The organism is Enterobacter sp. RIT637 (assembly GCF_019718755.1).
In the GTDB taxonomy this organism is placed as follows: Bacteria; Pseudomonadota; Gammaproteobacteria; order Enterobacterales; family Enterobacteriaceae; genus Enterobacter.
Genome location: NZ_JAIHAZ010000005.1, coordinates 42,664 through 68,412 on the forward strand (window position 1 = coordinate 42,664; position 25,749 = coordinate 68,412).

The following is a 25,749-nucleotide window of genomic DNA, read 5'->3' on the forward strand; positions in this document are numbered from 1 at the left end:
TGGCTGGCAATGAAAACGTATACCTTTGATTTTGACGAAATCGACAGTCAGGACGACTTTTATCGAGAATTTACCCGGGTATTCAACCTGGAGCGGGAAAGCGTCACCAATCTGGATACGCTGTGGGATGTGGTTACCGGCAGTCAGCTGCCCTTACCGCTGGAGATCGAGTTCATTCATTTGCCCGACAAGCTGCGCAGACGCTTTGGCGCGCTGATCCTGCTGTTTGATGAAGCCGAAGAAGAGCTTGAAGGACAGTTGCGTTTTAATGCGCGACATTAAAAAAAAAGCCCCTGACCGTGAGGCCAGGGGCAAGTCGTATGAGCAGATACGACGAGGGTTTATTTATACAGTTCAGCAGTTGCGTGCCAGGTGTCACCGCTACGTGCTTCAATGATGCGATAAGAGGATGCACCTTTTTCTTCCGCTTTCTTGTTCAGCATCTCATGCATATCCATCGGAGACGTCCCGACCGCGCCAATAGACACCGTGCCGATTGCCTCACGGGATTGCGCCTGATCTGCGTTGATGGAATCAGCCGCAAAAGCGCCGAATGACAGGACAGACAGGATACTCAGAGCCGCTACAGTAGTTTTGATTTTCATGATTCTTTACCTCGTCGAATTTTTTAGTGGGGTCTTGCTTTGTGACCCTCATCACAAAATCAAGTATACACTAATAACGCATAAAATTAATACCAGACTAATTGTTTCATGGGTGATTACGTGTTAACGGATAAGATTTTTATAACCAAAATGTATAAAAATGGTTATTTATTCACCGTTTATTAGAGGTGAATCCAATAAAATCATAGAGATATAGCACTTTGATTTTTTGTGCGGTTTTGCGCCTTAGCATTCACCAGATGAATGTTAATGGCTGGTAAAAAGCACTATTTGTCAAAGTAAGAGGCAGTATAAAAGAGGGGATAACGTAGCGGGGGCAGAACAATCCCCGCAGCAGGCCGCGGGGAGGAGGATTACAGTTCCTGTTCGAACAGGACCAGAATCGCTTCGTAGAGATCTTTCACCGAAAAACCGTTTGCCGGGGTGGTAAAGATGGTGTCATCACCGGCGATGGTGCCAAGGATGCCTTCCGCTTTACCTAATGAGTCCAGCAGGCGAGCAATCAGCTGCGCCGCACCCGGGCTGGTGTGGATAACCACCACGGCATCGTTATAGTCGATGTCGAGGACCAGGTTCTTCAGCGGGCTGGAGGTAGTCGGCACGCCAAGTTCAGCAGGCAGGCAATAGACCATTTCCATTTTGGCATTGCGGGTACGCACCGCGCCAAACTTGGTTAACATGCGGGAGACTTTCGACTGATTGATGTTTTCGAAGCCTTGTTCCTGCAACGCCTGAACAATTTCTCCCTGAGAACTGAATTTCTCTTCTTTGAGCAGCGCTTTAAACGCCTTCACTAATTCTTCTTGCTTAGACGAGCTTCGCATAAGTCACCCGGAATATGACGATAGAAACAACATTATTATGCATGTGGATGAATTTTTATGCAAACTATCTACCTGGCGGTAGGCTGAAATAATGTTATGAAAGGGAGTGATTTTATCAGATTCCGTTATCGGAAAACATGCCTGGGTCACGCCGCGCAAATAAGCTTAAAAGTAAATTAAATGTTATCAAAATGATGTTGTTTTGGTGGCGTGGCAAGGTGTATTGTAACCACCTCTTATTTCGTTGCTGCCCGCTGCCCGATAGCATTCAGGCGAAGGTGAAAGACGCGCGACCTCAAATTCTTTAGCTACGAAAATTGTAATTATTTACTCGCTGAATTATGGTCGCCGCAACGGAGTTACAGATACTTAAAGTTAACCATAATAAGGAGTTTAGGATGAAAGTTGCAGTCCTCGGCGCTGCTGGTGGTATCGGCCAGGCGCTTGCCCTACTACTGAAAACCCAACTGCCTTCAGGCTCAGAACTCTCCCTGTACGATATTGCTCCGGTAACCCCAGGTGTGGCGGTTGACCTGAGCCACATCCCGACCGCTGTGAAAATCAAAGGCTTCTCCGGTGAAGATGCGCGTCCTGCGCTGCAGGGTGCTGACGTCGTACTGATCTCTGCGGGTGTGGCACGTAAACCTGGTATGGATCGTTCTGACCTGTTCAACGTCAACGCGGGCATCGTGAAAAACCTGGTACAGCAGATCGCTGAAATCTGCCCGAAAGCCTGTATCGGTATCATCACTAACCCGGTGAACACCACCGTTGCTATCGCAGCAGAAGTGCTGAAGAAAGCGGGTGTTTACGACAAGAACAAACTGTTCGGCGTGACCACGCTGGATATCATCCGTTCCAACACCTTCGTTGCTGAGCTGAAAGGCAAGCAGCCAACGGAAGTGGAAGTGCCGGTTATCGGCGGTCACTCTGGCGTGACGATCCTGCCTCTGCTGTCGCAGATCCCAGGCGTGAGCTTCACCGAGCAGGAAGTGGCTGACCTGACTAAACGCATCCAGAACGCGGGCACCGAAGTGGTGGAAGCGAAGGCGGGTGGCGGATCTGCAACCCTGTCTATGGGTCAGGCGGCGGCGCGTTTCGGCCTGTCTCTGGTTCGTGCTCTGCAGGGCGAGAAAAACGTTGTTGAATGCGCTTACGTTGAAGGCGACGGCGAACATGCTCGCTTCTTCTCTCAGCCGCTGCTGCTGGGCAAAAACGGTATTGAAGAGCGTAAATCCATTGGCACGCTGAGCGCGTTTGAACAAAACGCGATGGAAGGCATGCTGGATACGCTGAAGAAAGATATCACTCTGGGCGAAGAGTTCGTTAATAAATAAAACGCACTTTCCCTCGCAGGCCGGGTAAGCGTAAGCGCCACCCGGCAAAAAAAAAACCGAAGCACAGGCTTCGGTTTTTTTATGGCTGTCAGTTTGTTGCCGGGTATTCCTGAATCGTCACCTGAATCGTCAGCTTCTTATCATTGCGCATGACTTCAACCGGGATGATTGAGCCAGGACGGATCTCCGCCACCTGGTCCATTGTTTCGAGAGCCGAAACTGCTGGCGTGCCATTAACCGACACAATGACATCATTAACCTGAATGCCCGCATTAGCGGCCGGGCCACCAGGCGACACTTCATTCACCACAATCCCCTGAATCTGATCGATCCCGCCGCCCTGGGTATGCATCGGCGCAATTTCACGTCCACCGATACCAATGTAGCCACGGATCACGCGCCCGTCGCGAATGAGCTTGTCCATGATCTTGGTTGCCAGCTGGAACGGAATCGCAAAACCAATCCCTTCCGGCGTCTCGCCATCGTTACTCTTATCGAACGAGAGGGTGTTGATGCCCATAAGCTCACCCAGTGAGTTCACCAGCGCGCCGCCGGAGTTGCCGTGGTTGATTGAGGCATCGGTCTGAAGGAAATTCTGCCGTCCTGACGGGTTCAGGCCGATTCGACCGGTGGCGCTGATAATCCCCTGGGTAATGGTCTGGCCCAGGTTGTACGGGTTACCAATCGCCAGCACGACGTCGCCAATATGTGGCGTGCGCTTACGGTTGATAGGAATGGTGGGCAGGCCGCCCGTGGCGTTGATCTTCAGAACCGCCAGGTCGGTCAGGCTGTCCGAGCCCACGAGTAACGCTTCAAACACGCGACCATCCTGCAAGGCGACAATAATCTGGTCGGCATCGTTGATCACGTGCTTGTTGGTAATGATGTAGCCACGTTCATCCATAATCACCCCGGAGCCGAGCGTGCGGATCTCCAGCTGGTTATGGGCCGAGGTATTCAGTCCTCGGTTATAAACGTTGACCACGGCGGGTGCGGCACGGCGAACAGCCTGATTGTAAGTGGCAGGCGTTTCATCCGTACTGTCAAACTGGGGTGCCGTCAGTTTGTTGAACTGACGCAAAGACGGCATAGCCACCAACAGCAGGCCAGCAACGATCAAACCGATAGCAATGGAACGAAAGAGCTTTAAAAGCATGATGCGCGTGTCGTTAAAAAAGGAACGGTTTGCAGCATAACATGAGTTATCCGGACATCACATGCAGCGGCGATGTCCGGGGTCGCAAATGCTTAGCGCAATAAAATATAGATAGTCTCTTTGCCACGGATAACCTGCAGGGCAATGACCGTCGGCTTACTTTCCAGCATCTTGCGCATTTCGGCAATAGATTGCACGCGAGTGCGGTTCACGCCGATGATGACATCATCCTGATGCAAGCCCGCCTGTGCGGCAGGGCTGCTCTTCTCGACGGTATCAATGGTAATGCCTTTCGTGCCGTCTTTGAGCTGGCCGTCGCTCAACGTCGCGCCTTGCAGGGCCGGGGCGATCAGCTCCGCGCTGGCGGAAGAAGAGGTGCTCTTATCCAGCGTGACTTCAACATCCAGCGGTTTGCCGTCGCGTATCAAACCGAGTTTCACTTTGGCACCAGGCTCGGTGGTGGCAATGCGAGAACGCAGTTCTGCGAAGCTGTTCAGCGGCTTATCGTTCAGGCTGACGATGACATCGCCGGATTTCACGCCTGCTTTCGCCGACCCGGAGTTTGGCAGCACTTCGCTGACAAACGCGCCGCGCTGGACGTTGACGTTAAAGGCTTTGGCGATATCCGCGCTCATCTCCATCCCTTTGATGCCCAGCAGTCCACGTTTGACTTCACCAAACTGAATGAGCTGTTGAGACAGGGTTTTGGCCATATTGCTCGGTATGGCAAAGCCAATCCCGATACTGCCGCCGCCGGGTGCGAGGATCGCCGTGTTGATACCAATAAGCTCACCGTTCAGGTTGAGCAGCGCACCACCCGAGTTACCGCGGTTAATAGACGCGTCGGTCTGAATAAAGTTTTCCAGCCCTTCCAGGTTCAGGCCGCTGCGCCCAAGTGCGGAGACGATCCCGGAAGTGGCAGTCTGGCCCAGGCCGAAGGGGTTACCGACGGCGACGGCAAAATCGCCCACGCGCAGCGTGTCGGAGTCTGCAATCGTAATCTGCGTCAGGTTGCTGGGTTTGAGGATTTGCAGCAGCGCGATATCGCTCTGGTCATCGCCGCCGATCAGCTTGGCGTCAAATTCCCGGCCATCATTGAGCTGGACGCTGATTTTATCCGCCTGGCTGATCACGTGGTTGTTGGTCAGGATATAGCCCTTGGCCGCATCGATAATCACCCCAGAGCCCAGACCTTCAAATGGCTGCGCCTGCTGGTCGGGAGATTCATCACCGAAATATTTCTTCAGTTCTTCCGGCACGCGCTGGCTTTGCCGCGCGGTGCCTTCGACCTGGACGCTGACCACGGCGGGCAGCACTTTTTCCAGCATCGGCGCGAGGCTAGGAATGGCTGCCTGTCCCGGCACCTGCGAAGGCAGTGCCGCGCTGGCAGGGAAGGACGCCGAGAGAGATAACCCGACACTTAACGCTAAAGCGCTCAACAGCTGGTTTTTTTTCTTCATTGATGCTGACTCTCGTATCCTGGAATGAAAGAAGAACGGCCCAAAAACATCTTGATGTTATTGAATTTTCAACCGCTGAACAATGAGGTGTTTGACTAAATAATAGCTGGGGACGGGAAGAAAGGACGGGCGCAAGAGATGCGCCCGTAAAATTTATTTATGTTGTGCGATTAATCGCGTTTTGCGCCACCGCGCAGCAGGCCGGATGCGCCGTCCGAATAGTCGCGTGGCATCTGAACCGGAGCCTGATCGTTACCCGCTTCAGAGTCTGCCAGACGGTTGCGGAACGGATTCGTTTCTGCGGTCATTTCCGGCAGCAGGCTGCTGGAGCTTTTCGCCATGTGTTGATACAGCTGGCGATAGTCGGTGGCCATGTTGTCCAGCAGCTCGGCGCTACGGGCAAAGTGGCTGACCAGCTCTTCACGATACTCTTCCAGTTCGGCTTTGTTCTTTTCCAGTTCGTACTGCAGTGACTGCTGCTGACGCAATTTGCGATTACCGAAACGCATGGCCACAGCACCGATGACGATGCCGACGACTAAACCGATTAGCGCATATTCCCAGGTCATGAACTTCTCCCGTTGTCTTGTTGTTCCGTAGGGTGTTGGCTCGGCTCCTGCCTGTGCCTGATATTGCCACTATAACCGCTATTTCTTCAGAAGTGGAATCCTGACGTATCATCGCGTAGTGTAGAACGGCCTTTTTTTCATCAGTCGCGCCTGCTGATGAGCCATAACCGAAGGAATAACAATAAGATTATGCGAAGCCTGTCCCCCTCATCGCGTTACCAACTGGCCCTGAATGAGGGCTCACATCAGCCGGATGACGTCCAGCGTGAAGCGGTTAATCGCCTGGAAACCATTTATCAGGAGCTCACGGCGAAACCCGCTGAGGCGGTGCAAAGTAGTGGGCTGAAGGCGGCATTCGGCCGGTTATTGGGAAAAAAAGAACCTCAGGTTAACGCGTCGGTACGTGGCTTATATATGTGGGGTGGCGTCGGGCGCGGTAAAACCTGGCTGATGGACATGTTCTACCAGAGCCTGCCGGGCACGCGAAAGCAGCGTCTGCATTTTCACCGCTTCATGCTGCGGGTTCACGAAGAGCTGACGGCCTTACAGGGCAAAAGCGATCCGCTGGAGATTGTGGCCGACCGCTTTAAGGCGGAAACGGACGTCCTCTGCTTTGACGAATTTTTTGTTTCCGATATTACGGATGCGATGCTGCTGGGTGGGTTGATGAAAGCGCTGTTTGCGCGTGGGATTACGCTCGTGGCGACCTCGAACATTCCGCCTGACGAGCTGTACCGCAACGGTTTACAGCGCGCGCGCTTCCTGCCCGCTATCGATGCGATAAAACAGCATTGCGACATCATGAACGTTGACGCGGGCGTGGATTACCGCCTGCGCACGCTGACTCAGGCCCATCTGTGGCTTTCGCCGTTGAACGCAGAAACCACAAACCAGATGGATAAACTGTGGCTGGCGCTGGCGGGGGCGAAACGTGAGCGCGCCCCAGAACTCGAGATTAACCATCGTCCCTTGCAAACTCAGGGTGTAGAAAATCAAACCCTGGCCGTCTCCTTTGCGACACTCTGCGTCGATGCCCGCAGCCAGCATGATTACATCGCGCTATCGCGCCTGTTCCACACCGTGATGGTGCTGGATGTGCCGGTGATGACGCGCCTGATGGAAAGCGAAGCGCGACGCTTCATTGCGCTGGTGGACGAGTTTTACGAGCGCCACGTTAAGCTGGTGGTCAGCGCCGAGGTACCTTTATATGAGATTTACCAGGGCGAGCGGCTGAAGTTTGAGTTCCAGCGCTGCCTGTCGCGCCTGCAGGAAATGCAGAGCGAGGAATACCTGAAGCTGGAGCATATGCCGTAACAAATGCCACCCTCTCCCTGTGGGAGAGGGGCTGGGGGTGAGGGCACCAGACCGCACAATACTCCCCCTCGAAAAACCCATTTCAAATCGCATTTAAGGGTCGATCTTTGACCTCAACTTCTCTATAATCTTGCGACCCCACGTTACGAGAAGGTTTTTTTCCCGAAACTTTCTATGTGTCGGCATGTGCTATTCGAAGGGGTAGGTTTGCCGGACTTTGTCGTGTGAGCCTCAACTGACTAAACGTTTGGGTGTTCACCAACGTGTAACTTATTATTTGGGTAAGCTTTTAATGAAAACTTTTACAGCTAAACCAGAAACCGTACAGCGCGACTGGTATGTTGTTGACGCGACCGGTAAAACTCTGGGCCGTCTGGCTACTGAACTGGCTCGTCGCCTGCGCGGTAAGCATAAAGCGGAATACACTCCGCACGTTGATACCGGTGATTACATCATCGTTCTGAACGCTGATAAAGTTGCTGTAACCGGCAACAAGCGTACTGACAAAGTGTACTATCACCACACTGGCCACATCGGTGGTATCAAAGAAGCGACCTTTGAAGAGATGATTGCTCGCCGTCCTGAGCGTGTGATTGAAATCGCGGTTAAAGGCATGCTGCCAAAAGGCCCGCTGGGTCGTGCTATGTTCCGTAAACTGAAAGTTTACGCAGGCAACGAGCACAACCACGCGGCACAGCAACCGCAAGTTCTTGACATCTAATCGGGATTATAGGCAATGGCTGAAAATCAATACTACGGCACTGGTCGCCGCAAAAGTTCCGCAGCTCGCGTTTTCATCAAACCGGGCAGTGGTAAAATCGTAATCAACCAGCGTTCTCTGGAACAATACTTCGGTCGCGAAACTGCCCGCATGGTAGTTCGCCAGCCGCTGGAACTGGTTGACATGGTAGAAAAACTGGATCTGTACATCACCGTTAAAGGTGGTGGTATCTCCGGTCAGGCAGGTGCGATCCGTCACGGTATCACCCGCGCTCTGATGGAGTACGACGAATCCCTGCGTTCTGAACTGCGTAAAGCTGGCTTCGTTACTCGTGACGCGCGTCAGGTTGAACGTAAGAAAGTGGGTCTGCGTAAAGCACGTCGTCGTCCACAGTTCTCCAAACGTTAATCCATTCTGCTTACGCAGAACGATTGGCGAAAAACCCGCTTCGGCGGGTTTTTTTATGGATAATGCGTAGGTTATCCACAACATGAATTGATATATCTCCTCTTTTTCCACATTTCCAGAATCCCCTCACCACAAAGCCATCAAAATCTGGTAAACTATCATCCAATTTTCTGCCCAAATATCGGTGAATACTCGATTTTTGTTCGATTCTTGAACAATGTGTTTTCTCTGGGATGGGCAATACATCATCTGGCTGGCCCTGGTGGGCCGGTAGCAGTAAAATTCTGAATATACCTGGAGGTTTTCATGGCTGTCGCTGCCAACAAACGTTCGGTAATGACGCTGTTTTCTGGTCCTACTGACATTTATAGCCATCAGGTTCGTATCGTGCTGGCCGAGAAGGGTGTCAGTTTTGAGATCGAGCATGTGGAAAAGGATAACCCTCCTCAGGATCTGATCGATCTCAACCCGAGCCAGAGCGTACCAACGCTGGTGGATCGCGAGCTGACCCTGTGGGAATCCCGTATCATTATGGAATACCTGGATGAGCGTTTCCCGCATCCGCCACTGATGCCTGTTTACCCTGTTGCGCGTGGTGAAAGCCGCCTGTACATGCAGCGTATCGAAAAAGACTGGTATACGCTGATGAACGTTATCGTTAACGGTACGTCGTCTGAAGCGGATGCCGCACGTAAACAACTGCGTGAAGAGCTGCTGGCAATCGCGCCAGTCTTTGGTCAGAAGCCTTTCTTCCTGAGCGATGAGTTCAGCCTGGTCGATTGCTACCTTGCACCGCTGCTGTGGCGTCTGCCTACGCTGGGTGTTGAGTTCAGCGGTCCGGGTGCGAAAGAGCTGAAAGGCTACATGACGCGCGTATTTGAACGCGACTCTTTCCTGGCTTCTCTGACTGAGCCGGAACGTGAAATGCGTCTCGGCCGAGGCTAATGACTGTGGAAATGTCACAACTTTCCCCACGCCGTCCGTATCTGCTGCGCGCCTTCTATGAATGGCTGCTGGATAACCAGCTCACGCCGCACCTGGTTGTGGATGTGACGTTGCCGGACGTGCAGGTTCCTATGGAATACGCACGTGACGGACAGATCGTCTTGAACATTGCGCCGCGTGCGGTGGGTAATCTGGAGCTGGCAAACGACGAAGTGCGCTTTAACGCGCGTTTTGGCGGCGTGCCGCGTCAGGTTTCCGTACCGCTGGCTGCGGTTCTGGCGATCTACGCACGTGAGAACGGCGCGGGTACCATGTTCGAGCCGGAAGCGGCGTATGACGAAGATGTTGCCAGCCTGAATGATGACAACGCTTCCGATGAGCGCGAAAGCGACACGGTGATGTCACTTATTGATGGCGACAAACCCGATCATCTCGACGACAATGACCCTGATGACGATCCGCCTCCGCGCGGTGGTCGTCCGGCACTTCGCGTCGTGAAATAAAAACAGGCCCAATCGGGCCTGTTTTTTTTACACTTCCAGGTAGTTCAGTATACCGTCAGCGGCTTTACGCCCTTCGGCAATCGCCGTCACCACCAGGTCAGAACCGCGAACAATATCACCACCGGCGAAGATTTTCGGGTTGCTGGTCTGGAATGCGTTATCGCTGCCTTCTGGCGCAATCACGCGGCCCTGCGAATCCAGCTCAACGCTGTGTTTCGCCAGCCATTCCATGCTGTGAGGACGGAAACCAAACGCCATCACCACGGCATCGGCCGGGATCACGTGTTCAGAGCCTGCCACGATTTCCGCACGACGACGACCTTTCGCATCCGGTGCGCCCATCTCAGTGCGCGCCATCTTCACGCCGCTCACTTTACCGTTGGCATTCACTTCAATACCCAGCGGCTGGATGTTGAACTGGAACTCCACGCCCTCTTCACGCGCGTTTTTCACTTCGCGCTTAGAGCCCGGCATGTTCTCTTCGTCACGACGGTAGGCGCAGATCACGTGTGCCGCGTTCTGACGAATGGAGGTACGCACACAGTCCATCGCGGTATCACCGCCGCCCAGTACCACCACGCGTTTGCCTTCCATGCTGACGAACGGCTCATCAGCGGTTTCGCCGTAGCCCATGATCTGCTTGGTATTGGCAATCAGGAACGGCAGGGCATCATAAACGCCTGGTGCCTCTTCGTTCTCCAGACCACCGCGCATGGACTGATAGGTGCCCACACCGAGGAACACGGCGTCGTAATCCTTCAGCAGGTCGTCGAGTTGCACGTCGCGGCCCACTTCCACGTTCAGCTTGAACTCAATGCCCATGCCGGTGAAGATTTCACGGCGACGGGTCATGACCTCTTTTTCCAGCTTGAAGGCCGGGATACCGAAGGTCAGCAGACCGCCGATTTCCGGATGGCGGTCAAAGACCACCGCCTTCACGCCGTTGCGGGTCAGCACGTCTGCACAGGCCAGGCCCGCCGGGCCTGCGCCGATGATGGCCACGCGCTTGTCGGTTTGACGCACGCCGGTCATATCCGGACGCCAGCCCATTTCGAACGCTTTATCGTTGATATAGCGCTCGATGTTGCCGATGGTCACCGCGCCAAACTCATCGTTCAGCGTACAGGAGCCTTCACACAGACGGTCCTGAGGACAGACGCGGCCGCACACTTCCGGCAGGGTGTTGGTCTGGTGAGACAGCTCGGCGGCTTCAAAAATACGTCCTTCATTGGCCAGCTTCAGCCAGTTCGGGATGTAGTTGTGTACCGGACATTTCCATTCGCAGTAAGGGTTACCGCAGGACAGGCAGCGGTCTGCCTGTGCTTTGGCCTGGCCTTCTGAAAACGGCTCGTAGATTTCAACAAATTCAATTTTGCGGATCTTCAGCGGTTTCTTTGGCGGATCAACACGCTGCAGGTCGATAAACTGGTATACGTTCTGGCTCATCTAAATTCCTTACTGCGCCTGCACGCGCAGCTCTGCTGCGCTACGACTACGGTGACCCAACAGGGCTTTAACATCGCTGGACTTCGGCTTAACCAGCGCGAATTTCGCAGAGAACGCCGGCCAGTTCGCCAGGATCTCTTCGCCGCGCGAAGAACCGGTATGCTGCACGTGCTCGGTAATCAAGCCGCGCAGATGTTCTTCATGGATAGCCAGCGTATCAACGTCCAGCACTTCCACCAGCTCCGGGTTCACGCGTTTGCGGAACTCACCGTCTTCGTCCAGGACGTACGCAAAACCGCCCGTCATGCCCGCGCCGAAGTTCACGCCGGTTTTACCCATTACGCAAACAATCCCGCCCGTCATGTATTCACAACCGTTATCGCCAATGCCTTCCACCACGGTGATAGCACCGGAGTTACGCACCGCAAAACGCTCGCCCGCACGGCCTGCTGCGAACAGACGACCGCCGGTCGCGCCGTACAGGCAGGTGTTACCGATGATGCTGGCTTCGTGGCTGCGGAAGGCGGAGCCGACCGGAGGACGCACCGCCAGCAGACCGCCCGCCATGCCTTTACCGACGTAGTCGTTGGCATCGCCGGTCAGGTATAGCTCAACGCCGCCTGCGTTCCACACACCGAAGCTCTGACCCGCGGTACCGCTGAAGTGCGCGGTAATCGGATCCGCTGCCAGCCCCTGGTCACCGTGCGTTTGCGCGATGTAGCCGGAGAGGGAGGCGCCCACGGAGCGGTCGGTGTTGCGGATATCAAACCAGAAGGTTTTGCTCTGCTTGTCGTCCACGTACGGCTTCGCCTGCTGCAACAGCTGCGCGTTCAGCACGCCGTTATCGAACGGCGGGTTGTTCTCGGTGCAGTAGACCGCTTTGCCCGGGTGCGGCTGCGCGGTTTCCAGCAGCTTAGACAGCTCCAGCTTTTGCTGCTTCGCCGTGAAGCCTTCCAGCTCTTTCAGCAGGTCAGTGCGGCCAATCAGGTCCACCAGACGTTTCACGCCCAACTGCGCCATCAGCTCGCGGGTTTCGCGGGCGATGAAGTCAAAGTAGTTGGTTACTTTGAACGGCAGGCCGTGATAGTGGTTCTTACGCAGCTTCTCGTCCTGAGTCGCCACGCCGGTTGCGCAGTTGTTCAGGTGACAAATACGCAGGTATTTACAGCCCAGCGCTACCATCGGGCCGGTACCGAAGCCGAAGCTTTCCGCGCCGAGGATCGCTGCTTTGATGATGTCGAGGCCGGTTTTCAGGCCACCGTCCACCTGCAGGCGGATCTTGTGACGCAGACCGTTAGCCACCAGCGCCTGCTGGGTTTCCACCAGGCCAAGCTCCCACGGACAGCCCGCGTATTTCACGGAGGAGAGCGGGCTGGCGCCGGTACCGCCGTCGTAGCCGGCGATGGTAATCAGATCCGCATAGGCTTTTGCCACGCCGGTGGCGATGGTGCCGACGCCCGGTTCGGAAACCAGCTTCACGGAGATCATCGCCTTCGGGTTGACCTGTTTCAGGTCGAAAATCAGCTGCGCTAAGTCCTCGATAGAGTAGATATCGTGGTGCGGCGGCGGGGAGATCAGCGTCACGCCCGGCACGGAATAGCGCAGTTTGGCGATGTACGGGGTAACTTTATCACCCGGCAGCTGACCGCCTTCGCCCGGTTTAGCACCCTGAGCGACTTTAATCTGGATCACGTCGGCGTTGACCAGGTACGCAGGCGTCACGCCAAAGCGACCGGATGCCACCTGCTTGATACGGGACACTTTATTGGTGCCGTAACGCGCAGGGTCTTCACCGCCTTCACCGGAGTTGGAGTTGCCGCCGATGCTGTTCATGGCTTCCGCCAGCGCTTCGTGGGCTTCCGGGCTCAGCGCGCCGATGGACATCGCCGCGGTATCGAAGCGTTTGAACAGTTCTGATGCAGGCTCAACCTCGTCAATGCTGACCGCTTCATCACCCGGATTGAGGGCAATGAGGTCGCGCAGCGTTGCCGCCGGACGGTTATTTACCAGCTCAGCGTACTGCTGATAATCACTGTATTCTCCGCTCTGAACCGCCTGCTGCAGCGTGCGCACCACGTCCGGGTTATAAGCGTGGTATTCGCCACCGTGAACGTATTTCAGCAGACCGCCCTGATCCAGCGGCTTACGTGCCAGCCAGGCGCGTTTGGACAGGTTCACCAGATCCTGCTGGAAGTCAGCAAAACCGGCGCCGCCGATACGGCTGATCACGCCCTGGAAGCAGAGATTGGCGACCTCGTCATGCAGGCCGACCGCTTCAAACAGCTTCGAACAGCGGTAGGAGGCAATGGTCGAGATGCCCATTTTGGACATGATCTTGTACAGACCTTTGTTGATGCCGTTGCGGTAGTTCAGCATCACCGCGCGGTAATCTTTATCGATGGCGCGGGTATCCACCAGACGGGCCAGCGTTTCGTAGGCCAGGTACGGGTAGATCGCCGTCGCGCCGAAGCCTAACAGCACGGCAAAGTGGTGCGGGTCGCGGGCGCTGGCGGTTTCAACAATGATGTTGGCGTCGCAGCGCAGGCTCTTATCGACCAGACGCGTCTGGATAGCACCCACCGCCATTGGCGCAGGCACCGGCAGACGGTTTTTCGCGATGTTGCGGTCGGACAGCACCAGCAGAACGGTACCGTTACGTACCATCTGTTCGGCTTTGTCACACAGCGCATTGACGGTCTCTTCGAGGGTCGCTTCGGTCACGTCGAACGTAATATCGAGCGTGTCGGCGCGATAGTGATCCTCTTTCAGCGTAGTGAGCTGTTTGAAATCGGAGTACAGCAGGATCGGCGATTTAAAGGTCAGACGGTGCGCCTGGCCTTCGGCTTCGCAGAAGACGTTCATCTCGCGGCCGATGCTGGTCGCCAGCGACATCACGTGCGCTTCGCGCAGCGGGTCGATAGGCGGGTTAGTGACCTGCGCGAACTGCTGGCGGAAGTAGTCGTAAATAATGCGCGGCTGGCTGGAGAGCACGGCAAACGGGGTATCATCACCCATGGAGCCGACCGCTTCCTGGCCGTTTTCGCCCAGTACGCGGATGACGGAGTCCAGCTCTTCCGCGCTGTAGTTAAACTGCTTCTGGAAGCTTGCGAGGGTATCGTCGTCCAGCTCGCGGCTGCCCACCTCTTCGTCCGGCAGATCTTCGAACGGCACCAGACGACGCACGTTCTTCTCCATCCACTCTTTGTACGGATGGCGGCTTTTCAGATCGTGATCGGTTTCAGCAGAGTGCAGAATGCGCCCGCCGCGGGTGTCGATAACCATTAGCTCGCCCGGGCCGACGCGGCCTTTCTCGACCACTTCGTCAGGCTGGTAATCCCAGATGCCGACCTCAGAAGCACAGGTGATGAGCTTGTCTTTGGTGATGACGTAGCGTGCCGGACGCAGACCGTTACGGTCCAGGTTACAGGCAGCGAAGCGACCGTCGGACATGACGATGCCTGCCGGGCCGTCCCACGGCTCCATGTGCATGGAGTTAAAGTCGAAGAACGCGCGCAGCTCAGGGTCCATATCCGGGTTGTTCTGCCATGCCGGTGGCACAAGCAGACGCATGGCGCGAACGATGTCCATCCCGCCTGCCAGCAGCAATTCCAGCATGTTATCCATTGAGCTGGAGTCAGAGCCGGTTTCGTTCACGAACGGCGCGGCATCGTGCAGGTCAGGGATCAGTGGCGTCTGGAACTTATAGGTACGGGCGCGTGCCCACTGGCGGTTACCGGTGATGGTGTTGATCTCGCCGTTGTGCGCCAGGTAGCGGAACGGCTGAGCCAGCGGCCAGCGTGGAACGGTATTGGTGGAGAAGCGCTGGTGGAACAGGCAAATGGCCGATTCCAGACGCAGGTCCGCCAGGTCCAGGTAGAAGCGCGGCAGGTCAGCCGGCATACACAGACCTTTATAGATGTTCACCAGGTTCGAGAGGCTACAAACGTAGAACTCTTTATCGTCCTGGAGACGTTTTTCAATGCGGCGGCGGGCGATAAACAGACGGCGTTCCATATCACGCGGACGCCAGCCCGCAGGCGCGTTGACGAAAATCTGTTCAATACGAGGCAGCGAGGAGAGGGCGATTTCACCGAGCACCCCTTCGTTGGTTGGCACATCGCGCCAGCCGACGATAGACAGGGTTTCACGCTGAAGTTCTTCTTCGACGATGCGGCGTGAGGCGGCAGCCTTTTCAGGATCCTGATTCAGGAACAGCATGCCGACAGCGTAGTTTTTGGCTAAACGCCAGCCGCGCTCTTCCGCCACGATGCGGAAGAAACGATCCGGTTTTTGCAGCAGCAGGCCACAGCCGTCGCCGGTTTTACCATCGGCAAGAATAGCGCCACGGTGCTGCATTCGGGCCAGTGCGTGAATAGCAGTACGCACTACCTTGTGGCTAGGTTCGCCTTCTATGTGGGCGATCAGGCCGAAACCACAGTTATCCTTCTCAAGGGATTTATCGTACAACATATCAGTGAACCTCCCCAGGCTCGTCGGGCTTCCCACTGAACTTTACCGTGGCGCACAGGCACAGAAAGAGCATGGCGACGGGGTTTGCGCTTCATACGCGGACCTCGCATTCGCCCTCTTTTTCATCCTTTCGCGCAGGTAAACAAGTTTGAGGACTTGCTTCAGAGGGAATCTCAATTACTGCATAAATATGATGAGCAGGCCGCTCATCCAGAAAGCTTCCAGCGGATTTCCAACTTATCGGGAATTGGTACACAGGTCAAATGGCAATCTTATTTATCCAAAAATGTGCTAAAGAGAGTTTATGTGATTGTAATTAAAGGATGTTTAACTATTTTTACATTGATTGTACGCCCTGGCAGGACGCAGCGGAGTGTGATCTGACTCACTATATGAAAGCGGTATTATCAATGTAGCGTGCTGAATAGCCGTTTTATAGCAGAATAATAATCTGGCATTGAATGCAAACCCGCATAAACCCACTGTTTTTCAGTGGTGGCGCTATAAATGAAAAAAACAATCAGAACATAAGGAAAAGTAATCACGGATGGTGTGAATGAAATTGCAGTAATCCTGATTATTTATTCATATAGATAAAGGCCGTCCAGGGCGATTGATCCAGGTCATCGCCGACAGAGGCTAAAAGTGGCAGGCTTGTCCCCTTTCTCCGGGACGGTCTATCAGATTATGCAGTTACAGAAATTAGTCAATATGTTTGGTGGGGATCTTTTGCAGCGGTACGGGCAAAAGGTTCATAAGCTGACGCTGCACGGCGGGTTTAGCTGCCCGAATCGCGATGGCACCATCGGGCGCGGCGGCTGCACCTTCTGTAACGTTGCGTCCTTTGCTGACGAAGCCCAGCAGCATAAATCTATCGCGGAACAGCTCGCGCATCAGGCGAGCCTGGTGAACCGCGCGAAGCAGTATCTGGCCTATTTTCAGGCCTACACCAGCACGTGGGCGGAGGTGCAGGTGCTGCGCTCTATGTATCAGCAGGCCGTCAGCCAGGCTAACATCGTTGGGCTGTGCGTGGGGACGCGCCCGGACTGCGTACCGGACGCGGTGCTGGATCTGCTCAGCGAGTACAAAGCACAAGGCTACGAGATCTGGCTGGAGCTGGGCCTGCAAACCGCGCACGATAAAACCCTGCACCGCATCAATCGTGGTCATGATTTCGCCTGCTACCAGCGCACCACGCGCCTGGCCCGTGAGCGTGGGCTGAAGGTCTGTTCACACCTGATTGTTGGGTTACCTGGCGAAGGTCAACAGCATGGCCTTGAAACGCTGGAAAAGGTGGTTGAGACCGGCGTGGACGGCATTAAGCTGCACCCGCTGCATATCGTTACGGGAAGCATTATGGCGAAAGCCTGGGAAGCGGGGCGGTTAAGCGGAATTGAGCTTGAGGACTATACGGTGACGGCGGGGGAGATGATTCGCCACACGCCGCCGGAAATTGTCTACCACCGCATCTCCGCCAGCGCCCGCCGTCCAACGCTTCTGGCACCGCTATGGTGTGAGAACCGCTGGACGGGGATGGTGGAAATCGACCGCTATCTGCAGGAGAACGGTGTGCAGGGTTCGGCGCTTGGAAAGCCGTGGATTCCTTTTTCTGAGCATTAGCGTTTTATAATAATTAATATGAATAGTATTAATAAAAGCTCATCAATATATATGAATTTTGTTATTCATTTATTTGATGAGTTTTTATCAATTACAACCCGTTTCGCTAGTGTGTACCTCTGTCGTGAGTAAGCATCATACTATTAATGTCGAATTAAACTCGCCCTCACTCTCCCGTTATTTATTCGTTGCATGAATAATGCGGTTTTCTGTGAGTGCTATTAATATTTTATTTCGTATTTAATTTCGCGCTTTACAGGCGTACTGTTTTACATCGCCACTCTAAAAAGGATATTTTGTATGGTCGATGATTCCTGCTGCTGCGTTTCCATCATTGAGATTGTCTTTCTGGAGAATGACTGATGACAGGCGTAAAAAAAAGCCCGTACTGCCCGCGAGTTATTTCAGAAAATGATATTCCTGTTTACAAAAGCCTCGGGCTGGTAGCCCAAACCCGCAGTATCGGCGTTCCACGACCCATGCCATGCATTGTGATTCTGGTGCACGGTGTGAACGATGTTGGGGAAGCTTATCAGAATCAGGAAAAAGGGATAATTGCCGGGTTAAGCAAGCGGTTGAACCGTTCAGACCTGTATGCGCACGAGTGGAAAGATTTCATCATGTCCCACAACGAAGAGGCGCAAAAAAAAATCTGTGAGCCTGGACGTTCTCCCATTATCCCCTTTTACTGGGGCTATAAGCCGGTTACGCATGAGGAGTGGCGCGCTGACCAGAAGCGTTATCGGGACGAAGTCGGAAAACTGGGCAGCGACGCCCACATCCCTTACGATGCCTACCAGGAAGACGACGAAACCAAGAAGGCCGCGCTGGGTAATGACAGTAAAGGGGCGTTTGCATTTCAGAATGACTGCTTTAAAAATGCGCTCGATATCAATTTTGCCAAAGGTGGTGGCACGTTTGCCAATGCAACCACCAATATACCGGACATGCTTGGCCCTGGGGCCGGTGGCGTTGCCGTCGCTGCCACCGGTTTTATGACGTTGCATGCAAATGGCGGCGATTTCACCCACCCCATCTTTCCCAACCCGCACCGCATCTACCAGTTTTTTGCCGCACAGCGGCTGGCGGATTTGATTATTCAAATCCGCCAGGAGCCAGTCACAACTAAGGATGTGATTAATGTCGTGGCGCACAGCCAGGGCACCATCATTACCATGCTAGCCAATATGCTGGTAAAGCAGGCTGGTTACGATCCCGTTAACTGTACCATACTGAACCACTCCCCCTATTCGCTGGAAGAGCGAATGTTAGAAAACGCGCAATCCGGGCATCACCAGACCAGCGCTGCCCGTCAGCAGACGTTCAGCAATTTCTGTGCCCTGATAGCGACGCAGTACAAAGGCGGTGAGGTGTCCGAGGCTAACCTACTGGCGATGGAGGCCGCGTGCACATTACGAAAACCGGCGGATAACCCGTTGCGGCAGGATGCGCGGTACCGTCGGGACAACAACGGTAAGGTGTATAACTATTTCTGCCCGAACGACGGGACGGTATCCCTGAAAAACATTCAGGGCATTGGCTGGCGGGGGATCCCGCAAAACATCGCCAGTGATATTCCAAACCTGTATCAGCGTGTCTTTTATCAGCACGGTCAGGTCGGTCTCCCGCCAGACGGAACGCGCTTTGAACTGCCTGCGACACAGAGCGGGGATGCGAAGTACAGTTCAGTGACGAACGCGGTTTACTCTGCTCGTGATGTCGTTGTAAATGGCGAAGAATTACCTGAGCCATTCGTCTATGAGTTACAGGGCGAGAGAAACCGAAAGGATAACGACCCGAAAACCTGCGATACCCCCTATGAAACCTGTATCGATCCAGACAGCCCGGATGCCTACATTTCGTATTCTGCTAAAGCCCATACCCTGAGTAGGACAGCCTCAGCCATGTTTCCCATGGATAAATATTATTATCCCTCAATGAAGCCAGGCCATTCACTGACTCCAGACGAGTTGAAAGGGATAAGCTTTGAACGAAAGCACAAGGTTATTCAGGGGGTTGTGTCGGGCGTTGATACGTTCAGAAACATGACGCTGGTGTGGCTAAAAAACCGTGATGAGCTGGAAGAGGAATGGAAGAAAGCCGATCCCGTAGGGTACAGCCAGCATTCGTCAATTGTGATGAGTGAATTTGCGCCCTCCCATGCTATGGCTTTTGATTTGGCAATTGGTCAATGTAAGTCATTTGATTTTAAGGCAGGCCGTTTTTGGGAGGATTTGTTGCATCGTGCGGACTGGAGGGATCCGTTGAATAAAAATAGCTATGCAACCGATTATTACAAAACGGGACGCCTTAATAAGGAAAATACTAAAGATTTTATGAATAAGCCCCAAAATGTACTTCCGAAAGGATGTTTTGGCGTGGTGAATGATTATGTAGGAACACGACCTAATCAACGTAATAAGTTGGAAATTGATACGGGAATTGTCAAGTCAGCCAGTTTCGAGGAAAAAAATATTTTGCAATGGGATATGCCACGGGCGTTAAGTCTTAGCCAAATTAACGAAAAATAGGGATGCCGCATGAGCCGGAATTTTTTTATCTTATGGATAGTATTAGTTATCGGTATTGTGGTCATCTGGGCGCTGAATCAGCCTGCCGCAGATATACGTCCTGCACAGATAGTGTATCGTTTTGACGACCACCGCTATCTGGAGCTGAAAGGCTGGAATTGCGAAGGTGAGCTTTGGTACATCGACAAACAACGTAATATTCACTCGCAAATTGCCTACCAGTTTTATCAGATTTTCACCAGACCATTTATTCATCCTTCAGAGAGATATATCGCCATACCATGGTGGGACACCATCACGGGTGGTTTTACTGTCTCAAAAGATTATGGTCGAACCTGGGAAAGAGGTGGGGCATCGATGCGTGGTCCGAATGAGCCGGACGGAAGCGATGCGCCGTACTATAAAGACGTGCTCTCTTTCACTGTCGTAAATGACCAGGGATTTCTGCAAACCAAGCACCGGCTATACATGTCATCCAAGCCTTATGATGACCCGCGTCTGGCACCAGGAGGGCCGGGTGTGACCTATCACCTGGAAGATGGGACAGTCCAGCGGATTGAGCCACGCTCCCCCGGTGCCGGATGGGGCATGGTGTATATGACCAAAGAAGGGCTTCCGAGCAGTATTGAGCAATTTAAAATCAACTGGCAAGGACAGCCGGATAAGGTACCGGAAGTAAAAAATTATACCGGCTGGGATCACATGCGCTGCGATATGGATAAGGGCAGGGGCGTTTGAATACATCCCCAACGGGAATGTATTCAAGCAGACGAAGCTAAGGTGAATTTGGGTCGCTTTTACTTTCTCTAACCTACCGACGACGGCCGCCTAACAGACTCCCCAGCATGCCGCGCACTATCTGATTGGTGACCTGTCGCGCCGCGCTTTTCGCCATGGTTTGTACCACGCCGTCGCGCTTGCCGCCGCGCGGCCCGGTGCTGCCGAACAGGATGTCTTTGAGCCCCCCGAGAATACCGTCATCCACGGCGACGGACTCCCCTTTAGCGGCGGGCGCATCCTGCGATTCGGTGGTCGCCTGCACCCCTTTTTGCAGCATCTCGAACGCGGACTCGCGATCCACCTCGTCTTCGTACTTTCCATAAACCGGAGAGTGGTTGATCAGGCCGTTGCGTTCATCGTCGGTAACCGGCCCCATGCGCGAGCAGGGCGCGATCACCATGGCGCGTTCCACCACGGACGGGCTGCCCTTCGCATCCAGGAACGAGATCAGCGCTTCACCGGTGCCTAACGCCTGAATCGCCGCTTCGGTATCAAAGGCCGGATTGGCGCGCATGGTCTGCGCGGCGGCTTTCACCGCTTTCTGATCCTTCGGCGTAAAGGCGCGCAGGGCGTGCTGCACGCGGTTACCGAGCTGACCGAGCACGTTATCCGGGATGTCCGACGGGTTTTGCGACACAAACCAGACGCCAACGCCTTTGGAGCGGATCAGGCGAATGACCTGTTCAATTTTATCCAGCAATACCTGCGGCGCGTCGTTAAACAGCAGGTGCGCTTCGTCAAAGAAGAAGACCAGCTTCGGTTTCTCCAGATCGCCCGCTTCCGGTAACTGTTCGTACAGTTCGGAGAGCATCCACAGCAGGCTGGCGGCGTAGAGCTTTGGCATCTGGTAGAGCTTTTCTGAACTCAGAATGTTGATAATGCCTTTGCCGCTGCTGTCGGTGCGCATCCAGTCTTTGATATCCAGCATCGGCTCGCCGAAGAAGTGTTCGGCCCCCTGTTGCTCCAGGGTCAGCAACCCACGCTGAATGGCGCCTACCGAGGCGCTGCTGATATTGCCGTACTGGTTCTGGAAGGATTTAGCGTTATCGCCGATGTACTGGGTAATGGCGCGCAGATCTTTGAAATCGAGCAGTAGTAGCCCTTGGTCATCGGCAATGCGGAAGATAATATTCAGCACGCCGGACTGCACGTCGTTGAGGTTAAGCAGACGGGCCAGCAGCAGCGGGCCGAGATCGGAGACGGTAGCGCGCACCGGATGGCCTTTCTCACCAAAGATATCCCACACGACCACCGGATTGTTATGCGGCGTCCAGTCCGTGATGCCAATATTCTTCAGCCGTTCGAGCAGTTTTTCAGAGGCCGTCCCTTCCTGAGCCACACCGGTTAAATCGCCTTTCACGTCAGCCATAAAGACCGGTACGCCAATCTCCGAAAGCGACTCCGCCAGCTTTTGCAGGGTGACGGTTTTCCCGGTCCCGGTCGCGCCCGTGATCAGCCCGTGGCGGTTCGCCATCGCGGGCAGTAAATACAGCTCTTTTTCCAGCGTCCGGGCAATTAATAATGGTGTACTCATGATGCGCTTCCTCTCTTTGTCCTGGGTGGAGTATAGGCAACCTGGTCGCAATTTGGTTGAGTAAATTCCTGACTTTGCGGCGCATTATCCAGTGCGGACTATGCTTTTGCATACGGTTCACAACATTTTGGGAATGTATGTCCAGATTCTTTTTTAACGATCGCAAACAACTGGTCAACGATGCTATTGAAGGCATTCTGATTTCTGCCCCCCACGGCAACCTCGTCAAGCTTGATGTTGATCCTGCCATTCGAATTGTTGCACGCGGTGACTGGGATAAAAGCCGCGTAGCGGTGATCTCCGGTGGGGGTTCCGGCCACGAACCGGCGCACGCCGGGTTTGTCGGAAAAGGGATGCTCACGGCGGCGGTATGTGGCGACCTCTTTGCCTCGCCGAGCGTGGATGCGGTGCTAAATGCCATTGTGGCAGTCACGGGCGATCGCGGCTGCCTGCTGATCGTCAAAAACTACACCGGCGATCGCCTGAACTTTGGCCTGGCGGCAGAAAAGGCCAAACGCTACGGTCTGAAGGTGGAGATGGTGATCGTGGCGGACGATATTGCGCTGCCGGACAACAAGCAGCCGCGCGGTATTGCCGGTACGGCACTGGTGCATAAGATTGCGGGCTATGCGGCGGAGCACGGGAAATCGCTAAGCGAGGTGCGGGAGATTGCGCAACAGGCCTGCGACAACCTCTGGAGCCTGGGCGTTGCAATGCAAACCTGCAACCTGCCGGGCAGCGACGAGGAAGAGGGGCGCATTAAGCAAGGCCATGTTGAGCTGGGTCTCGGCATTCACGGCGAGCCGGGAGCGTCCGTCGTGGATACGCAGAACAGCAAAGCCATTATCGACACGCTGGTGGCGCCGCTCAAAGCGCAGGCGGGCGAAGGGCGCTTTGCGGTATTGATTAACAACCTCGGCGGCGTCTCGGCGCTCGAAATGGCGCTGCTGACCAAAGAGCTGGCGCATTCGGCGCTGAAAGAGGAGATCGCGTATCTGATAGGCCCCGCACCGCTGGTGAGCGCGCTGGACATGAAAGGCTTCTCTCTGACGCTGCTGAAGCTCAACGATTTCTTTGAGAAGGCGATGCACGCCGAGGTCGAGACGCTGGGCTGGCAGAAGCCCGTGCCGTTTGCACCTTTGCGTACCGTTGCGCATAGCGCCATTCACGATCGCGTGGAATACACCCCGTCGGAAAACCCGCGGGTGGGTGAGTATGTCTCCTCGGTAACGAGGACGCTGATCCAACTCGAAAATCGCCTGAACGCGCTGGATGCCAAAGTGGGCGACGGTGATACCGGCTCTACCTTTGCGCAAGGCGCACGGGATATTGCGCAGCGTCTGGAGGATCGCAAGCTTCCGCTTGATAACCTATCGACGCTGCTGCTGCTGGTGGGCGAGCGGCTGGCGACGGTGATGGGCGGATCGAGCGGGGTGCTGATGTCGATCTTCTTCACGGCGGCCGGGCAAAAGCTTCACGATGGACAGCCGCTACCTGAAGCATTGCTCAGCGGGCTGGCGCAGATGAAGCAGTACGGTGGGGCCGATCTCGGCGATCGTACCCTGATCGACGCGCTGCAGCCGGCGCTGGAGGCGTTGCAGAAAAAAGATCTTCAGTCAGCGGCGCAGGCGGCACAGAAGGGGGCAGAGGCAACGGCGAAAATGCAGAAAGCCGGTGCGGGGCGCTCATCGTATGTGAATAAAGAGAATCTGGACGGTGTGATGGATCCGGGTGCGGTCGCGGTGGCAGAGGTTTTTAAGGCCATGGTAGATGCAAAACGGTAACAACCGTTACCGTTTTTACTGTTTGCGCCCTCTCCCAGTGGGAGAGGGTTGGGGTGAGGGCATCAGGCCGCACATTCCCCGGCAATGTCACATCAAAAATCCGCTTTCAACACCACGCGGTAGCGGGCTTTGCCGTCGCGCACGTGCTGGATCGCTTCGTTGATTTTCGACATCGGATACAGTTCGGTGGTCGGTGCCACTTTAGTGCGTCCGGCAAACTTCATCAGCTTGCGCAATTCAAACGGCGTACCGGTCGCGGAGCCGGACACGCTGCGATCCCCGCCGATCAGCGTAAAGGCCGGAACCGGCAGCGGCTTCATTACCGCACCCACGGTGTGGAAGTTACCGCCGTAGGCCAGCGCTTCAAAGTAGGGCTGCCAGTCGAGATCGACGTTCACGGTGTTGATGATCAGATCAAACTGACCCGCCAGCGCGTTCAGCGCGTCAGGATCGCGGCTGTTCACCACTTTATCCGCACCCATGGCCAGCACTTCTTTCTCTTTCGCCGGGTTCGAGCTGAATGCCGTCACTTCGCAGCCCATCGCGTGCAGCAGCTTGATGGCGATATGCCCCAGGCCGCCAATACCGATGACGCCCACGCGGCTGGTGGCGGTGATATGGTGCATCAGCAGCGGTTTGAATACGGTGATACCGCCACACAGTAGCGGACCGGCGGATTCGATATCAATGCTGTCCGGCAGCGGGATGACCCATTGCCAGTCGGCGCGCAGCTTGTCGGCAAAACCGCCTTTGTTCAGAATAGTAGGTACCGCGCCTTCGAGGCAGTTGATCTGGTTGCCGCTGATACAGGCGTCGCAGTGACCACAGCTGCGTGCCGTCCAGCCAATGCCCACGCGCTGGCCTACCTTCAGCCCTTTGTCCTGCGCGGCGCTACCGAGCGCCACGACGCGGCCAATAACTTCGTGTCCGGCAACCAGCGGATAGCTCGAGAAGCCCCATTCGTTGTCGATAATCGAGAGATCCGAGTGACAGATCCCGCAGTAATCAACCTGTACTTCGACGTCTTCTGCTTTTAGTTCGCCCGCATCGTACTCGTACAGCTCAAGTTCTGCACCCGCCTGCGGTGCGGCGTAGCTTTTTATCTTCGACATCGTGTTTCCCCCGTTATGGTGTGAACTGAGAGTGTAGAGCATTCAGTTTACAGCCGCTTAACAGAAGAGGGCAGGAACGAAAGTTACAGACTTTTCAGCATTCTGACTTCGCAGTCAACGTGGCCGGTACAGCCCAGCGGCGCATCAATATGCTCAAAGCCGAGATGCTCATACAGGCCGATGGCCTCTTTGAGGAAGGCGGTGGTTTCGAGGTAACAGCGTTTGAAACCCTGTGTGCGGGCGTGTTCCAGGGCGACCAGCGCCAGCTTTTTCGCCAGTCCTTGCCCGCGCGCCGTGGGCAGAAAATACATTTTCTGCAGCTCACAAATATCCGGCTCGCTGCAGCTCAGTGGTGCCACGCCGCCGCCGCCCACGACCTTGCCATTCTGCTCGATAACCCAGTAGGCGTGGCCCGGCTGGTTGTACAGATGGAAAAGCTCATCGAGATTAGGATCGGCCACGGTGTAGCCTTTATCGGCCGTCAGGCCATATTCGGCGGAAACCGTGCGGATAACAGCGGCAATGGCCGGGTTGTCCTGCTCAGTGATCCGACGCATTGTCGTCGCGACGGGGGTAATCACGCTCATAGCATTACTCATGACAAAAATT

The 25,749-nt window shown here is 54.8% G+C and carries 21 protein-coding genes; 11 read left to right on the forward strand and 10 right to left on the reverse strand.

Annotated elements, in window-relative coordinates; genetic code table 11:
* Window positions 1–9: 9 nt before the first annotated feature.
* Window positions 10–282, forward strand: coding sequence for a barstar family protein (locus tag K5E19_RS10120; protein WP_010436138.1), 273 nt, complete (start codon window positions 10–12; stop codon window positions 280–282).
* Window positions 283–341: 59 nt separating this feature from the next.
* Here K5E19_RS10120 and yhcN read toward each other — a convergent pair whose 3' ends face one another.
* Window positions 342–605, reverse strand: a complete 264-nt coding sequence (yhcN, locus tag K5E19_RS10125; RefSeq protein WP_010436136.1) for a peroxide/acid stress response protein YhcN — start codon at window positions 603–605, stop codon at window positions 342–344.
* A 374-nt stretch (window positions 606–979) separates the two neighbouring features.
* Window positions 980–1,450 (reverse strand): transcriptional regulator ArgR, encoded by a 471-nt coding sequence (argR, locus tag K5E19_RS10130; protein ID WP_010436133.1) that lies wholly within the window; start codon window positions 1,448–1,450, stop codon window positions 980–982.
* Window positions 1,451–1,848: 398 nt separating this feature from the next.
* Between argR and mdh the strand changes: the two genes are divergently transcribed.
* Window positions 1,849–2,787 carry a malate dehydrogenase gene (gene mdh, locus K5E19_RS10135; protein ID WP_010436131.1) on the forward strand — a complete coding sequence of 313 codons (939 nt, stop codon included), beginning with the start codon at window positions 1,849–1,851 and terminating at the stop codon, window positions 2,785–2,787.
* 88 nt (window positions 2,788–2,875) lie between these two features.
* On the opposite strand, the gene degS is transcribed toward mdh, so the two are convergent.
* The 3 genes from degS to zapG all read right to left on the reverse strand — a co-directional run bounded on the left by degS (window position 2,876) and on the right by zapG (window position 5,972).
* Window positions 2,876–3,943, reverse strand: a complete 1,068-nt coding sequence (degS, locus tag K5E19_RS10140; RefSeq protein WP_089598450.1) for an outer membrane-stress sensor serine endopeptidase DegS — start codon at window positions 3,941–3,943, stop codon at window positions 2,876–2,878.
* Window positions 3,944–4,035: 92 nt separating this feature from the next.
* Window positions 4,036–5,403, reverse strand: coding sequence for a serine endoprotease DegQ (degQ, locus tag K5E19_RS10145; protein WP_221551096.1), 1,368 nt, complete (start codon window positions 5,401–5,403; stop codon window positions 4,036–4,038).
* Window positions 5,404–5,573: 170 nt separating this feature from the next.
* Entirely contained in the window at window positions 5,574–5,972 is a 399-nt protein-coding gene (zapG, locus tag K5E19_RS10150; protein WP_010436126.1) for a Z-ring associated protein ZapG, read from the reverse strand.
* A gap of 189 nt (window positions 5,973–6,161) precedes the next feature.
* On the opposite strand from zapG, the gene zapE reads away from it, so the two are divergent.
* The 5 genes from zapE to sspB all read left to right on the forward strand — a co-directional run bounded on the left by zapE (window position 6,162) and on the right by sspB (window position 9,863).
* Entirely contained in the window at window positions 6,162–7,286 is a 1,125-nt protein-coding gene (zapE, locus tag K5E19_RS10155) for a cell division protein ZapE (protein ID WP_221551098.1), read from the forward strand.
* A 292-nt stretch (window positions 7,287–7,578) separates the two neighbouring features.
* Window positions 7,579–8,007, forward strand: a complete 429-nt coding sequence (gene rplM / locus K5E19_RS10160) for a 50S ribosomal protein L13 (RefSeq protein WP_006178824.1) — start codon at window positions 7,579–7,581, stop codon at window positions 8,005–8,007.
* Between the two features lie 15 nt (window positions 8,008–8,022).
* On the forward strand, window positions 8,023–8,415 hold the full coding sequence (gene rpsI, locus K5E19_RS10165; protein WP_003860436.1) for a 30S ribosomal protein S9: 393 nt from the start codon (window positions 8,023–8,025) through the stop codon (window positions 8,413–8,415).
* Window positions 8,416–8,721: 306 nt separating this feature from the next.
* The gene (sspA, locus tag K5E19_RS10170) at window positions 8,722–9,360 is read left to right on the forward strand and encodes a stringent starvation protein SspA (protein ID WP_010436114.1); all 639 of its coding nucleotides are present in this window, start codon (window positions 8,722–8,724) and stop codon (window positions 9,358–9,360) included.
* Between the two features lie 5 nt (window positions 9,361–9,365).
* Window positions 9,366–9,863 (forward strand): ClpXP protease specificity-enhancing factor, encoded by a 498-nt coding sequence (gene sspB / locus K5E19_RS10175; protein ID WP_221551100.1) that lies wholly within the window; start codon window positions 9,366–9,368, stop codon window positions 9,861–9,863.
* A gap of 27 nt (window positions 9,864–9,890) precedes the next feature.
* Here the strand turns inward: sspB and K5E19_RS10180 are convergent, their stop codons facing one another.
* Together K5E19_RS10180 and gltB are read right to left on the reverse strand one after the other, a co-directional pair.
* On the reverse strand, window positions 9,891–11,309 hold the full coding sequence (locus tag K5E19_RS10180) for a glutamate synthase small subunit (protein WP_148401070.1): 1,419 nt from the start codon (window positions 11,307–11,309) through the stop codon (window positions 9,891–9,893).
* Between the two features lie 9 nt (window positions 11,310–11,318).
* Complete coding sequence (gltB, locus tag K5E19_RS10185) at window positions 11,319–15,779, reverse strand: glutamate synthase large subunit (RefSeq protein WP_221551102.1); 4,461 nt, start codon at window positions 15,777–15,779, stop codon at window positions 11,319–11,321.
* Window positions 15,780–16,466: 687 nt separating this feature from the next.
* Here gltB and K5E19_RS10190 point away from each other — a divergent pair.
* The 3 genes from K5E19_RS10190 to K5E19_RS10200 all read left to right on the forward strand — a co-directional run bounded on the left by K5E19_RS10190 (window position 16,467) and on the right by K5E19_RS10200 (window position 20,668).
* Window positions 16,467–17,399: a TIGR01212 family radical SAM protein gene (locus K5E19_RS10190; RefSeq protein WP_221551234.1), complete on the forward strand. Its 933-nt coding sequence runs from the start codon at window positions 16,467–16,469 to the stop codon at window positions 17,397–17,399.
* Between the two features lie 362 nt (window positions 17,400–17,761).
* Window positions 17,762–19,930: a DUF3274 domain-containing protein gene (locus K5E19_RS10195; RefSeq protein WP_221551104.1), complete on the forward strand. Its 2,169-nt coding sequence runs from the start codon at window positions 17,762–17,764 to the stop codon at window positions 19,928–19,930.
* A gap of 9 nt (window positions 19,931–19,939) precedes the next feature.
* Complete coding sequence (locus K5E19_RS10200) at window positions 19,940–20,668, forward strand: hypothetical protein (RefSeq protein ID WP_260411741.1); 729 nt, start codon at window positions 19,940–19,942, stop codon at window positions 20,666–20,668.
* Between the two features lie 73 nt (window positions 20,669–20,741).
* On the opposite strand, the gene K5E19_RS10205 is transcribed toward K5E19_RS10200, so the two are convergent.
* The gene (locus tag K5E19_RS10205) at window positions 20,742–22,244 is read right to left on the reverse strand and encodes a helicase HerA-like C-terminal domain-containing protein (RefSeq protein WP_221551105.1); all 1,503 of its coding nucleotides are present in this window, start codon (window positions 22,242–22,244) and stop codon (window positions 20,742–20,744) included.
* Between the two features lie 137 nt (window positions 22,245–22,381).
* On the opposite strand from K5E19_RS10205, the gene K5E19_RS10210 reads away from it, so the two are divergent.
* Window positions 22,382–24,028: a dihydroxyacetone kinase subunit DhaK gene (locus K5E19_RS10210; protein ID WP_221551107.1), complete on the forward strand. Its 1,647-nt coding sequence runs from the start codon at window positions 22,382–22,384 to the stop codon at window positions 24,026–24,028.
* Between the two features lie 92 nt (window positions 24,029–24,120).
* On the opposite strand, the gene K5E19_RS10215 is transcribed toward K5E19_RS10210, so the two are convergent.
* Together K5E19_RS10215 and K5E19_RS10220 are read right to left on the reverse strand one after the other, a co-directional pair.
* A complete protein-coding gene (locus K5E19_RS10215) occupies window positions 24,121–25,140 on the reverse strand; it encodes an NAD(P)-dependent alcohol dehydrogenase (RefSeq protein WP_221551109.1) in 1,020 nt (339 codons plus the stop codon).
* 83 nt (window positions 25,141–25,223) lie between these two features.
* Window positions 25,224–25,727 (reverse strand): GNAT family N-acetyltransferase, encoded by a 504-nt coding sequence (locus K5E19_RS10220; protein ID WP_221551111.1) that lies wholly within the window; start codon window positions 25,725–25,727, stop codon window positions 25,224–25,226.
* Window positions 25,728–25,749: the final 22 nt, after the last annotated feature.

Excerpts from the sequence above, each read along its gene's own strand:
- zapE (WP_221551098.1), top strand. The coding sequence starts at position 6,162 with ATGCGAAGCCTGTCCCCCTCATCGCGTTACCAACTGGCCCTGAATGAG.
- K5E19_RS10190 (WP_221551234.1), top strand. The coding sequence starts at position 16,467 with ATGCAGTTACAGAAATTAGTCAATATGTTTGGTGGGGATCTTTTGCAG.
- mdh (WP_010436131.1), top strand. The coding sequence starts at position 1,849 with ATGAAAGTTGCAGTCCTCGGCGCTGCTGGTGGTATCGGCCAGGCGCTT.
- rpsI (WP_003860436.1), top strand. The coding sequence starts at position 8,023 with ATGGCTGAAAATCAATACTACGGCACTGGTCGCCGCAAAAGTTCCGCA.
- argR (WP_010436133.1), bottom strand. The coding sequence starts at position 1,450 with ATGCGAAGCTCGTCTAAGCAAGAAGAATTAGTGAAGGCGTTTAAAGCG.
- K5E19_RS10200 (WP_260411741.1), top strand. The coding sequence starts at position 19,940 with ATGAGCCGGAATTTTTTTATCTTATGGATAGTATTAGTTATCGGTATT.
- K5E19_RS10180 (WP_148401070.1), bottom strand. The coding sequence starts at position 11,309 with ATGAGCCAGAACGTATACCAGTTTATCGACCTGCAGCGTGTTGATCCG.
- gltB (WP_221551102.1), bottom strand. The coding sequence starts at position 15,779 with ATGTTGTACGATAAATCCCTTGAGAAGGATAACTGTGGTTTCGGCCTG.
- K5E19_RS10210 (WP_221551107.1), top strand. The coding sequence starts at position 22,382 with ATGTCCAGATTCTTTTTTAACGATCGCAAACAACTGGTCAACGATGCT.
- K5E19_RS10120 (WP_010436138.1), top strand. The coding sequence starts at position 10 with ATGAAAACGTATACCTTTGATTTTGACGAAATCGACAGTCAGGACGAC.
- yhcN (WP_010436136.1), bottom strand. The coding sequence starts at position 605 with ATGAAAATCAAAACTACTGTAGCGGCTCTGAGTATCCTGTCTGTCCTG.
- degS (WP_089598450.1), bottom strand. The coding sequence starts at position 3,943 with ATGCTTTTAAAGCTCTTTCGTTCCATTGCTATCGGTTTGATCGTTGCT.
- K5E19_RS10195 (WP_221551104.1), top strand. The coding sequence starts at position 17,762 with ATGACAGGCGTAAAAAAAAGCCCGTACTGCCCGCGAGTTATTTCAGAA.
- K5E19_RS10220 (WP_221551111.1), bottom strand. The coding sequence starts at position 25,727 with ATGAGCGTGATTACCCCCGTCGCGACGACAATGCGTCGGATCACTGAG.
- K5E19_RS10205 (WP_221551105.1), bottom strand. The coding sequence starts at position 22,244 with ATGAGTACACCATTATTAATTGCCCGGACGCTGGAAAAAGAGCTGTAT.
- rplM (WP_006178824.1), top strand. The coding sequence starts at position 7,579 with ATGAAAACTTTTACAGCTAAACCAGAAACCGTACAGCGCGACTGGTAT.
- degQ (WP_221551096.1), bottom strand. The coding sequence starts at position 5,403 with ATGAAGAAAAAAAACCAGCTGTTGAGCGCTTTAGCGTTAAGTGTCGGG.
- zapG (WP_010436126.1), bottom strand. The coding sequence starts at position 5,972 with ATGACCTGGGAATATGCGCTAATCGGTTTAGTCGTCGGCATCGTCATC.
- sspA (WP_010436114.1), top strand. The coding sequence starts at position 8,722 with ATGGCTGTCGCTGCCAACAAACGTTCGGTAATGACGCTGTTTTCTGGT.
- K5E19_RS10215 (WP_221551109.1), bottom strand. The coding sequence starts at position 25,140 with ATGTCGAAGATAAAAAGCTACGCCGCACCGCAGGCGGGTGCAGAACTT.